Annotated in this window: 14 protein-coding genes; all 14 read right to left on the bottom strand. The window is 68.6% G+C overall.

Features of this window, described 5'->3' with window-relative positions:
• The coding region (locus ID132_RS13480) for a carbamoyl phosphate synthase preATP-grasp domain-containing protein (RefSeq protein ID WP_235988241.1) at positions 1–229 on the bottom strand (229 nt) is incomplete at its 3' end.
• 14 nt (positions 230–243) lie between these two features.
• Positions 244–1398: a glutamine-hydrolyzing carbamoyl-phosphate synthase small subunit gene (gene carA, locus ID132_RS02685; protein ID WP_125105849.1), complete on the bottom strand. Its 1155-nt coding sequence runs from the start codon at positions 1396–1398 to the stop codon at positions 244–246.
• Positions 1395–1916: a PH-like domain-containing protein gene (locus ID132_RS02680; protein ID WP_125105848.1), complete on the bottom strand. Its 522-nt coding sequence runs from the start codon at positions 1914–1916 to the stop codon at positions 1395–1397. Before ID132_RS02680 ends, carA begins: the two co-directional genes overlap by 4 nt.
• Positions 1916–3226: a dihydroorotase gene (locus tag ID132_RS02675; protein ID WP_193127795.1), complete on the bottom strand. Its 1311-nt coding sequence runs from the start codon at positions 3224–3226 to the stop codon at positions 1916–1918. Before ID132_RS02675 ends, ID132_RS02680 begins: the two co-directional genes overlap by 1 nt.
• A complete protein-coding gene (locus tag ID132_RS02670) occupies positions 3223–4179 on the bottom strand; it encodes an aspartate carbamoyltransferase catalytic subunit (RefSeq protein WP_125105846.1) in 957 nt (318 codons plus the stop codon). The genes ID132_RS02675 and ID132_RS02670 overlap by 4 nt, the downstream gene beginning before the upstream one ends.
• Positions 4176–4730 carry a bifunctional pyr operon transcriptional regulator/uracil phosphoribosyltransferase PyrR gene (gene pyrR / locus ID132_RS02665; RefSeq protein WP_241209067.1) on the bottom strand — a complete coding sequence of 185 codons (555 nt, stop codon included), beginning with the start codon at positions 4728–4730 and terminating at the stop codon, positions 4176–4178. Before pyrR ends, ID132_RS02670 begins: the two co-directional genes overlap by 4 nt.
• Before the next feature lie 133 nt (positions 4731–4863).
• The gene (gene nusB / locus ID132_RS02660) at positions 4864–5283 is read right to left on the bottom strand and encodes a transcription antitermination factor NusB (RefSeq protein WP_125105844.1); all 420 of its coding nucleotides are present in this window, start codon (positions 5281–5283) and stop codon (positions 4864–4866) included.
• A complete protein-coding gene (gene efp, locus ID132_RS02655) occupies positions 5283–5846 on the bottom strand; it encodes an elongation factor P (protein WP_125105843.1) in 564 nt (187 codons plus the stop codon). Before efp ends, nusB begins: the two co-directional genes overlap by 1 nt.
• Before the next feature lie 85 nt (positions 5847–5931).
• On the bottom strand, positions 5932–7023 hold the full coding sequence (gene aroB, locus ID132_RS02650) for a 3-dehydroquinate synthase (protein WP_193127794.1): 1092 nt from the start codon (positions 7021–7023) through the stop codon (positions 5932–5934).
• A gap of 8 nt (positions 7024–7031) precedes the next feature.
• Positions 7032–7571: a shikimate kinase gene (locus ID132_RS02645; RefSeq protein ID WP_193127793.1), complete on the bottom strand. Its 540-nt coding sequence runs from the start codon at positions 7569–7571 to the stop codon at positions 7032–7034.
• Entirely contained in the window at positions 7568–8836 is a 1269-nt protein-coding gene (gene aroC, locus ID132_RS02640; protein ID WP_193127792.1) for a chorismate synthase, read from the bottom strand. The genes ID132_RS02645 and aroC overlap by 4 nt, the downstream gene beginning before the upstream one ends.
• 12 nt (positions 8837–8848) lie before the next feature.
• A complete protein-coding gene (locus tag ID132_RS02635) occupies positions 8849–9742 on the bottom strand; it encodes a shikimate dehydrogenase family protein (RefSeq protein ID WP_193127791.1) in 894 nt (297 codons plus the stop codon).
• Between the two features lie 5 nt (positions 9743–9747).
• Entirely contained in the window at positions 9748–11103 is a 1356-nt protein-coding gene (gene mltG, locus ID132_RS02630; RefSeq protein WP_193127790.1) for an endolytic transglycosylase MltG, read from the bottom strand.
• Between the two features lie 15 nt (positions 11104–11118).
• Positions 11119–11574 carry a Holliday junction resolvase RuvX gene (ruvX, locus tag ID132_RS02625; RefSeq protein WP_125105837.1) on the bottom strand — a complete coding sequence of 152 codons (456 nt, stop codon included), beginning with the start codon at positions 11572–11574 and terminating at the stop codon, positions 11119–11121.
• Positions 11575–11657 lie beyond the last annotated feature (83 nt).

Genomic DNA, 11657 nt, shown 5'->3' with positions numbered 1-11657 from the left:
TCTTCTCGATCGCCTCGGGGGTGATCGGCTCGATGTACGTCGCGTCGGCGAAGTCCGGGTCGGTCATGATCGTCGCCGGGTTCGAGTTCACGAGGATGACGCGGATGCCGTCCTCGCGCAGCACGCGGCACGCCTGGGTGCCGGAGTAGTCGAACTCCGCCGCGATGCCGATGACGATCGGGCCGGAACCGATGACAAGGACGCTATTAATGTCGGTGCGCTTTGGCATGTATTCGTCGGCTCCTAGTTGTTCGTCGCGGGGGTCGTGTTGCCGAGCACGAGGTCTCGGAAGCGGAGGAAGAGGGCGGCCGCGTCGTGCGGACCGCTCGCGGCCTCGGGGTGGAACTGCACCGAGAAGGCGGGGATGTCGAGGCAGCGCAGGCCCTCGACCACCTGGTCGTTGAGGCCAATGTGGCTCACCTCGACGCGGCCGAAGCCGGCGGGCGATTCGACGGGCTCACCAATCGGGATGTCGACCGCGAAGCCGTGGTTCTGCGCCGTGATCTCGACGCGGCCGGTCTCGGTGTCGAGCACGGGCTGGTTGATGCCGCGGTGGCCGAACGGCAGCTTGTAGGTGCCGAAGCCGAGCGCGCGCCCGAGCAGCTGGTTGCCGAAGCAGATACCCATGAAGGGCAGGCCATCCCGCAGCAGCTCGGCGAGCAGCTCAACCTGCTGCTGATTCGCCTCGGGGTCGCCGGGGCCGTTCGAGTAGAAGAGCGCGTCGACGCCGAGCGCGCGCACGTCGTCGGCCGTCACGTTCGCCGGCAGCACGTGCACGTCGAACCCGGCCGTGTTGAGGTTGCGGATCGTGGCGAGCTTGATGCCGAGGTCGAGCAGCGCGACCTTGCCGAGCGCGTCGCCGTCGTTCGTGTGCTCGCTCAGGTACGCGGCCTCGGTCGTCACCTTGTCGGAGAGGTACTGGCCGGCCATCGACGGCTGGGCGCGCACCTGCTCGAGTTGGGCCTCCGGCGAGTCGTTGTAGGCGTCGCCCGAGAAGATGCCCGAGCGCATCGCGCCCTCGCTGCGGATGCGACGCGTCAGGGCGCGAGTGTCGACCTCGGAGATGCCGACGATGCCCTGCTCGTCGAGCGCGTCCTCGAGGTCGCCCGTCGCGCGCCAGTTCGAGACGACGCGGCTCGGGTCGCGCACGACGTAGCCCTCGACCCAGTAGCGGTCGGATTCCATGTCGGTGGGGTTCACGCCGGTGTTGCCGATGTGCGGCGCCGTCTGCACGACGATCTGCCCCGCGTAGCTCGGGTCGGTCAGGGTCTCCTGGTAGCCGGTCATGCCGGTCGTAAACACGAGCTCTCCGAGTCGTGCGCCCCGTGCACCGTAGGCCAGGCCCTCGTAACGGGCGCCGTCTTCAAGAACGAGTACGGCAGGTTCGGTGGTGATCATGCGGTCTCCTGGGTGGTGGGTGCGGGTTCAATGAGGTCGCCGATGCGGGCGATGAGCTTTTCGCGGTGCTCGGGGTTGACGACGCGCAGGTACGTCTCGACCGAGTGGTCCGGGTCGAGCAGCCAGCGCACGACGATCAGGCCATCGCGCTCGACGGCGCGGTCGATCGTCGCCTGCGCGACCGCAACGGTCTCAAGCTTGTTGACGGGGATGAAGAAGGCGTCCTCGCCGGCGATACCGACCGCGAGGCCGTCGGAGTGCACCTCGACGGTGGCGCGGCCGCGGTAGGCAAGCGGGCGCACCGCGATGCGGTCGAGTGCGTTGCCCGTCGTCGAGGTCGCGACGTAGTGGGCGTCGTCAACCGCGAAGCGCGGCTCGCCGAGGCCCTCGGGTAGGGCATCCGGAGTGCCGAGGGCGGTCTGCGTTCGCTGTCGTCGTCGCCAGCCGAGGGCCATGGCACCAACGATGATGGCGCAGACCGCAAGGATGCACGAAGTGGCGATGATCGGACCGGGCATTAGGACTCCTCCCCCGGAATAACGACGTTGCCTTCGCGCAGCGTGGGGACGCCGCGGAAGATCGTGGTGGTGACCGCGCCCGGCAAGTGCATGCCAAGGAACGGCGAGTTGGTGGACTTGCCCGCGAGGTCAGCCTCGGTGAATTCTCCCCCGGCCGACGGATCGAAGGCGGTGAGGTTCGCGGGCTCGCCGACGGCGATGGGGCGGCCGGCGTCGTCGGCGCGGCCGATGCGAGCCGGTGCCTCGCTCATGATGCGCGCGACGTCCTGCCACGTGATGGTGCCGGGCTCGACCATGGTCGCGTACACGACACGCAGGGCCGACTCGAGGCCGACCATGCCCATCGCGGCGAAGTCCCACTCGCGCTCCTTGGCATCTCGCGGATGCGGGGCGTGGTCGGTCGCGACGGCGTCGATCGTGCCGTCAGCGAGGGCGGCGCGCAGCGCCACCACATCGGCGTCGGTGCGCAGCGGCGGGTTCACCTTGAAGCGGGCGTCGAAGCCGCGCACGCGCTCCTCGGTCAGGATGAGGTGGTGCGGGGTCACCTCGGCGGTGATGTCGATGCCGCGGGCCTTCGCCCAGCGCACTACCTCGATCGCGGCCTCGGTCGAGACGTGGCAGACGTGCACGCGGGAGCCGGTCTGCTCGGCGAGCAGCGCATCACGCGCGATGATCGACGATTCGGCGACGGCGGGCCAGCCGCCGAGGCCAAGCTCGGCCGAAACGGCGCCTTCGTTCATCTGCGCGCCGACCGTGAGCTTCGGCTCCTGGGCGTGCTGCGCGACGACGCCGTCGAAGGCCCGCACGTACTCGAGCGCGCGCCGCATGATGAGCGGGTCAAACACGCAGTCACCGTCGTCAGAGAACACGCGCACGCCGGCACGCGAGTCGGCCATCGAGCCGAGCTCGGCGAGCTGCTCGCCCGCGCGGCTCACCGTGACCGCGCCGATGGGACGCACGTCGGCCAGGCCGGCGTCTCGGCCGAGGGCCCAGACCGCCTCAACGACGCCCGCGGTGTCCTGCACCGGTGAGGTGTTCGCCATCGCAAAGATCGTGGTNAAGCCGCCCTTCGCGGCGGCGCGGGAGCCCGTGGCGACGGTCTCGGAAGACTCGAAGCCGGGCTCACGCAGGTGCACGTGGAGGTCGACGAGCCCGGGCAGCAGCACCTGACCGCGGAGATCGATCGTCTCGGCACCCTCGGGCGCGGTGATGGTGCCGGGCTCGGCCACCTCGCGGATCACACCGTCGACGATGAGCAGGTCGCGCGGTTGCTCGCCATACGGCTGCGCCCCGGTCAGCAGAAGGGTCATTTGTCGCCAGCCTCTCGAGCTCCGGAGCAAAGTAGGTACAGTGCGGCCATCCGCACGCTCACGCCGTTTGCGACCTGCGCGAGCACGGTCGACTGCGGCGAATCCGCGGCGACCGAGGAGATCTCGAGGCCACGGTTCATTGGGCCCGGGTGCATGATCAGCGTGTCGCCACCGAGCCGCTCGAAGCGGGCGGCGTTCAGGCCCCACATCCGAGCGTACTCGCGTGTGTGGGGGAAGTAGGCGTCGCGCATCCGCTCGCCCTGGATGCGCAGCAGCATCACCGCGTCGGGGCGGGTCGCGAGCACGGCGTCGAGGTCGTAGCTGACCTCGGCTGGCCAGTGCGAGGTGTCCGACGGCAGGAGCGTCGGCGGCGCGACGAGCGTGACGCGCGCGCCGAGCGTCGTGAGTAGCCACACGTTCGAACGCGCGACGCGGGAGTGCAGGATGTCGCCGACGATGACGACGTGGACGCCGTCGAGGTCGTGCCCCCGCGCGGCGTCGCCGTGCAGGCGCTCGCGGAGCGTGTAGGCGTCGAGGAGCGCCTGGGTGGGGTGCTCGTGCATGCCGTCGCCCGCGTTCAGCACGGGCGCGTCGATCCAGTCACGGTCGGCGAGCAGCTGCGGTGCGCCAGAGGAGGGGTGGCGAATCACCACGGCGTCGGCGCCGATCGCGTGCAGCGTCTGGGCGGTGTCCTTGAGCGACTCTCCCTTCGAGACGCTCGACCCCTTGGCGGCGAAGTTAATGACGTCGGCACTGAGGCGCTTTTCGGCGGCCTCGAAGGAGATGCGCGTGCGCGTTGAGTCCTCGTAGAACAGGTTGACGACCGTGATCCCGCGCAGGGCAGGCAGCTTCTTCACCTCTCGACGCTGGGTCGCGGCCATGTCGGCGGCGGTGTCGAGCAGCAGCAGGGCGTCGTCGCGGCTCAGGTCGCGGGTCGAGATGAGGTGCTTCACGCGCGACCCCCATCGGTGATGACGACGCGGTCGGCGCCGTCGATTTCGCGCAGCTCGACCGAGATGCGCTCGCTGCGCGCGGAGGGCAGGTTGCGGCCGACAAAGTCGGCCCGAATCGGCAGCTCGCGGTGGCCGCGGTCGACGAGCACCGCAAGCTGCACCACCCGCGGGCGGCCGAGGTCGCTGAGCGCGTCGAGCGCGGCTCGCACGGTACGGCCCGAGAACAGCACGTCGTCGACGAGCACGACGGTCTTGCCGTCAATGCCGCTGAGCGGGATGCGCGTCGGGTGCGACTCGGTGAGGGGCCGGCTGCGCAGGTCGTCGCGATACGGGGTGATATCGATCTCGCCGACGAACTCGTCGACGGAGCCCTCGCGGTGCTCGATGCGGGCGATCAACTCGCCGAGACGGCGAGCGAGGGGCACGCCGCGAGTGGGGATGCCGAGGAGGATGACTTCCTCGCCACCAGCGTTGGCTTCGAGAATCTCGTGTGAAATCCGTTTCAGGACACGTTCGACGTCGTCGGACTGGAGCACTTCGCGTTCCGTCACGTTCGACCCCCTTCTCCGCCTCTCTGGACGGCTCATTAAAGGACGATCTACCGGCGTCTATCTTACCTCGAATGCGAACGCGCCGTGCCCCGAGCCAGACTCGGGTGCACGGCGCGGTGAAGGGATGCGCTGGTTACGCGGTGGCGTTGCCATCGGCGATCGTGCCGAGCACGCCGCTAATAAAGCGCGAGGAGTCGTCGGTCGAGTACTCCCCCGCCGCCGTGATCGCCTCGTTGATGGCGACCTCGGCCGGCACCTCGCCGTTATAGATGATTTCCCACACGCCGATGCGCAGGATCGCGGCGTCGACGCTCGGCATGCGCTCGAGGGTCCAGCCGTTCGCCGTCGCCTCAATGCGTGTGTCAATGTCGTGCTCGTGCTCGAGGTAGCCCTCGATGATCTCGCGCGCATAGCGCCACGAGGCCTCGCGTTCGGGCTCGTGCAGCGCCTTGGCCTGCTCTTCGGCGAGCACGTCGCGCAGCTCGCGCTCCATGACATCGGCCACGAACAGCATGTCCATGGCCCGCTTGCGGGCCTTGGTGCGGGCGCTCACTAGTCGTTCACGCGGCCCAGGTAGTCACCCGTGCGGGTGTCCACCTTGACGCGGGTGCCCTGGTTCACGAACAGAGGCACCTGGATCTCGGCGCCGGTCTCGACGGTTGCGGGCTTCGTGCCGGCGTTCGAACGGTCGCCTTGCAGGCCGGGCTCGGTGTAGGTGATCTCGAGCACGACCGAGGCCGGCATCTCGATGTAGAGGGGCTCGCCCTGGTACATGGCGATCTGAACTTCCTGCTGCTCGAGCAGGAACTTCGCGCCGTCGCCGACGATCGTCGACGGGACGGTGAGCTGGTCGTAATCGGACTGGTCCATGAAGACGAAGCCATCGCCGTCCTGGTAGAGGTACTGGAAGTCGCGGCGGTCGACGATCGCGGTCTCGATCTTCGAACCTGCGTTGAACGTGCGGTCGACCGTCTTGCCCTGGACGATGTTCTTCAGCTTCGTGCGCACGAAGGCGCCACCCTTGCCGGGCTTGACGTGCTGGAACTCGATTACCTGCCAGAGCTGACCGTCGATGATCAGCACGATCCCGTTCTTGATATCAGCGGTGGTTGCCATCTGAGTTTCCTTTCAAATTTTCGACGCTCTAGCATAGCGCGCCCGTACCCGCGACCGTTCGCCGCGCGGTTGCGCCCTCGAGCGGTTAGGAGGCGATCTCCTGGTAGGCCGCAAAGAGCAGGCTCTCGTCGGGCGCGGTCATGATCGTGGGGTGGCCGATGTCGTCGAGCACGACGAAACGCAACAGCTTGCCGCGCGCCTTCTTATCGCGGTGCATCACCGACAGCAGGGTCGCCCAGCGGTCGGCCGGGTACCCGGTCGGCAGGCCGAGCAGCTTGAGGATGCGCAGGTGCCGGTCGGCTGCCGCGTCGCTGAGCCGGCCCGAGAGCCGGGCAAGCTCGGCCGCGTAGTGCATGCCGATCGCGACGGCGGCGCCGTGGCGCCACTGGTACCGCTCGGTGTGCTCGATCGCGTGTCCGAGCGTGTGCCCATAGTTGAGCATCTCGCGGCCACCGCTCTCGCGAAGGTCGGCCGCGGTCACCTCGAGCTTGTACTGGATCGACAGCTCGAGGATGCGCCGGAACTCGTCGCTCGTCGGGTCGGTCGCGCGCTCGGGGTCGGCCTCGATGAGGTCGAGGATCTCGGGCGAGTGAATGAAGCCGACCTTGACCGCCTCGGTAAAGCCGGTGACGAGCTCGTTGCGCGGCAGCTGGTCGAGCACGTCGAGGTCGGCGACGACGCCGACCGGCGGGTGGAACGCGCCCACCATGTTCTTGCCCTCGTTCGTGTTGATGCCGGTCTTGCCGCCAATCGAGGCGTCGACCATGCCGAGCACCGTGGTGGGCACCTGCACAACGCGCACGCCGCGCAGCCATGCGGCCGCGACCCAGCCGGCGAGGTCGGTNGTCGCGCCGCCGCCGAGGCCGATAATCGCGTCGGTGCGGGTGAAGTCGCTCTGGCCGAGCAGCTGCCACAGCCACTCCGCGACCTGCGCACGCTTCGCGTCTTCCGCATCCGGAATCTCGGCCATGAGCACGCGTCGAAAGTGCGGCGTGAGCTGCATCCGCAGTTGCTCGGCGATCGCGCCAAGCGACGGCTGGTGGATGATGAATACCTGCTCAGCCGTGTCGCCGAGCAATTTCGGCAGGTGTTGGTCAAGATTCGCGATCAGTCCTCGCCCCACGAGCACGGGCCCGTGCGGGCCCTCGACCTCGAGCGTGGTGATGTCGTTGGTCACGAATTCTCCTAGTTGTCGGCTTGTGCGGGGCTGGAATTGCGGATGAGCGGCGAACCGATGCGCTTGAGGTAGCGATGCACCTCGTTCGAGACCTGCCACATGGGGCGAAAGCTCGTGTCGACCGTGAGGTGCGCGAGCCGCTCGTAGATTTCGCGGCGGGCCTCGTAGGTCGCAACCCACGAGTCGATGCCGTTGAGCAGCGGCCGGTTCGTCTTGCCGCTGATGCGCTCGCTGATCGCCTCGGGCGAGGCGATCAGCAGTACGACGGTGTGTTCGCCGCTTGCAAGCTGCGCCTGGGTGTCTTCGTTGAGGATCGCACCGCCGCCGAGTGAGACCACCTCGTAGGCCGCGAGTGCCGCGTGCACAGTGTTGCGCTCGATGCGGCGAAACTCTTGCTCGCCGTGTTCGGGAATGAACTGGGCAATCGCGCCGTGCTCGCGTGCAATGAGTTTGTCGGTGTCGGCATAGGTGGCCCCGAGCTTGCGCGCGAGCCGCTTGCCGACCCGGGTCTTACCGGCCGCGGGCGGCCCGATGAACACGAGGCTCATACGCGCCACTCGCTGCGCGAGTCGCCCATCGGCGTCTCGTCGACCTCCTCATCGACCGCGTCGGGGTCGACGAGTTCGGGGTTCGTGTGCAGGTGTTCGGGAATCGACGCGAGGTAGCTGCCGAGGTTGCGGCGCACCTCCTCGAGCGAATCGCCGCCGAACTTCTCGACGACGGCGTTCGCGAGTACGAGCGCCGTCATGGCCTCGGCGACGACGCCCGAGGCGGGCACGGCCGTGACGTCAGAACGCTGGTGGTGCGCGGTGGCGTTCTGGCCGGTGGCGACATCGACGGTGTGCAGCGCGCGGGGCACCGTCGCGATCGGCTTCATACCGACGCGAACGCGGAGCACGCCGCCCGTCGTCATGCCGCCCTCGATACCGCCGGCGCGGTCGGAGGAACGGCGAATCTCACCCTCGACCGCGTAGAGCGGGTCGTGCGCCGCGGTGCCCGGGCGGCGGGTCGTCTCGATGCCGTCGCCGACCTCGACCGACTTGATCGCCTGGATGCTCATGAGCGCTCCTGCGAGGCGACTGTCGAGCCGGCGGTCCCAGTGCACGTACGAGCCGAGCCCCGGAGGCAGGCCGTAGACGAGCACCTCGGTGAGACCGCCGATGGTGTCGCCCGTGTGGCGAATCTCGTCGATGCGCGCCACCATGGCGGCACTCGTCGCCTCATCGACGCAGCGCACCGGGTCGCCGTCGAGCCGCTCGACGTCGTCGGGCAGTGGCCGGGGTGCGTCATCGGGCAGGGCGACGTCGCCGATCGAGACGGTGTGGCTGACGGTGCTGATGCCGAGCTCGGCGAGGAACTTCTTCGCGACCGCCCCGAGGGCGACGCGGGCGGCGGTCTCGCGGGCGCTCGCGCGCTCGAGGGCGGGACGCGACTCCTCGAAGCCGTACTTCTGCATGCCGACGAGGTCGGCGTGACCGGGTCGGGGGCGGGTGAGGCGCGTGCCGCGGCCGGTCTCGAACACCTCGGGCCCGACAGGCTCGGGGCTCATGACCTCGGTCCATTTCGGCCACTCGGTGTTCTGAATGCGAATGCCAAGGGGCGACCCGATCGTCACGCCGTGCCGCACGCCCGACGAGAGCGTGAGTTCGTCGGCCTCAAACTTCATGCGGCCGCCACGGCCATAGCCGAGTTTGCGGCGCGCGAGGTCGGCCTGCACCTCGGCCTTGGAAATGGGGACGCCGGCGGGCAGTCCCTCAAGAACAGCGAGCAGTTCGGGGCCGTGAGACTCCCCCGCGGTCAGCCAACGAAGCATTCCCCCATTCTCTCACGACAGCGCGGCGCGCATTGCCTCGACGACCTCGGCCTCGTTCGGCAGCGGCTCGTCGATCGCGTCGCCGCCGAATAGCCGCACTTGGAGTACCGCTTGGTGGAGCAACATGTCGAGGCCGGTGACCACCGGAGCGCTGGCGTCCTGCCACCGCTCAGCGAGCGGCGTTGGCCAAGGGTGATAGGCCGCCGAGAGCAGCGCGGCGCCCGCGGGCACGGCACCGATGTCGTTGGCCAGCGCGTAGCCCCCAGGCACGGTATCGCCGACGAACGCCGTGTCGTCACCGAGCACCCAGTCCGCGAGCGTGCGGCCGGTGACGCCGTCGCCGAGGCGCTCGGCGAGGGCCTCCGCCCGCTCGGGGCGACGCGCGTAGACCTCAACCCGCGAGGCGCCGAGGCGCTGGGCGGCAATCGCGACGCTCGCCGCGGTCTCCCCCGCGCCGAGCACGTGGGCGACACCTTCAATGCGCTCGAGGTCGCGTTCGCCAAACGCCCGGACAATACCCGGGATGTCGGTGTTCTCGCCCCGTGCGGGGGCGCCCGGCTCGAGCGAATCGAAGACGAGCGTGTTCACGGCGCCGCTGCGCCGCGCATCCGCACTCACCTCGCTCGCGAACGCGAGCGCTTCGGCTTTGAGCGGCGCCGTCACCGAGAAACCGCGCCAGCCCTGGCTGCGCGCGTCGAGCGCAGCCGCGAGCTGTCCAGCAGGGATGCGCCACCGGGAATACTCCCACCGGCGCCCGAGCGCGCGGTACGCCGCGAGCTGCAGCTGCGGCGACCGCGAATGGCCGACGGGGTCGCCGAGCACGGCGAGCCGCTGCGAACCGATGCCGCGCGGTGGCTCGCTATCGTTGAAACCCTCGGGCACCACGGGGTAGCGTTCGTTCGTCATGCGGGCTATCCGTAGTCCGGGTGCTCTTCCATCCAGGCGAGCCACTGGTTGACCGCCTGCTGGTGTTGCTCGTAGGTCTCCGAGAACACCGTTTCGCCCGTCTCGAGGTTGACGGTGACGAAGTAGAGCCAGGGGCCGTCGGCCGGGTTCATCGCGGCGTCGATCGCGGTGTCGCCCGGGTTCGAGATCGGACCGGGAATCATGCCCGTGTGCACGTAGGTGTTGTACGGGTTGTCCTCATTGTTGCGCTCGTCGTCGGTCGTCGCGGCCCGGTCGTACTCGCCGGTGCCATACGTCACCGTCGCGTCGGACTGGAGCGGCATGTCGATGTCGAGGCGGTTGTAGAAGACGCGCGCGACCTTGTAGAAGTCCTCGGTGATGCGCGCCTCCTTCTCGACGAGTGAGGCCATGCGGATGATGTCCCACACCTGGTCGTCGGGCACGCCGGCCGCGTCGAGTGACTGGTAGGTGCGGTCGACCATCGTCTGCAGCACCGTCGTCGCGTCGACGCCGGGTTCGAACGTGTAGGTGGCGGGGAATAGGAACCCCTCCAAGCTCTCGGCCTCGTCGGGCAGGCCGAACGATTGGGGGTCTTTCGCCGCGGCTTGGAGCTCGTCGACCGAGATGCCGACGTTCGACTCGACGAGGGTATAGATGTCAGACGCGACCGTGCCCTCGGGAATCGTCACGGTGTTTTCGATGCGCGCCGTGTCGTCGGTGAGCACCTCGAGCGCCGAGGCCGCGCTCATTTCCTCCTCGAGCCCGTAGGTGCCCGGGTAGAACTGCGGCTCTTCGGTCTGCGACGTGACTTCGCGGATGAACGCGGTCGACTCCTTGATCACGCCCTTCTCCTGCAGCCGGGTCGCGATCGTCGTGCCGGTGTCGCCCTCAAGAATGCTGAAGTCGACCTCGGTGCCGTTGCCGGTGCCCTCAAAGTCGTCATTGTGGATGCCAAACATGCCGAGAATGCGGTCGCCGACGAGCTGCCAACCCCAGAACGCGCCGCCGACGAGCACGAGCAATGCCACGAGCATCGCGATCCAACCGCGTCCACGGCGACGCCGACCGCGACCGCGACCCTTCGACGACCGCTCGTCGATCGTCGAACTGAAGATCTCGGCAACGGGGTCGTGGTCGGCTGCCTCAGCGCGCGAGGGCGGCGTTGACGAGGGCTGCGGTGCGCCAGCTGGCTCGGTTTGCGACCCTGCCGGGGCTGATGCCGCAGCCTCCGAGACGTCGAGCGGCCCGGTGTTCTGCGCCTTCAGCTCACGCGCGAGTCGTTCCCGCTCACGCTCTCGAGCCTCACGTCGCGTGATCGGCTGCTGATCATCGGCAGGCTGCTGGTGATCTTCGTTGGTCACGAGGCTCCTCGCGGATTAGTCGAGTGCGGCGCCCGGCGGCATTCCGCTCGAGCGTTCCCGCTCAAGTGCGTCTTGCAACAGTACTACTGCCGCGGCTTGGTCGATTTGGTCACGCGAGCGCGACGCCTGTTTGCCGCTCGCGCGGAACTGCTTCGCCGCCGACACCGTCGTGAGGCGCTCGTCGAGCAGCCGCACGGGTGCTGTCATCGCGGCCGCGAGCTCGCGCGCAACGCCGATCGCATCCTCAGTCGAGGGCGTCGACTCGCCGCGCAGGTTAAGCGGGTGACCGACGATGACCTCCATCACCGAGTACTCGTCGACGAGTTCGACGAGTCGGCGGATGTGCGTGTCACCCTCGAGGTCGCGCTTCACCGTTTCGACGGGCACGGCGAGCAGCCCATCGGGGTCGCTGCGGGCGACCCCGATGCGGGCTTTGCCGACGTCGACGGCGAAGCGAACGCCGCGGCGCACTAGTTGGCCTGCAGGGCCGCGCGGATCGCGGCGAGCGCGTCCTCGTGCTTTGACGCATCTTGGCCGCCGCCCTGGGCGACATC

Origin of the sequence: Gulosibacter sediminis, from assembly GCF_014904065.1 — a bacterium.
In the GTDB taxonomy this organism is placed as follows: domain Bacteria; phylum Actinomycetota; class Actinomycetes; order Actinomycetales; family Microbacteriaceae; genus Gulosibacter; species Gulosibacter sediminis.
This window is presented reverse-complemented; position numbering and strand designations above follow the sequence as displayed.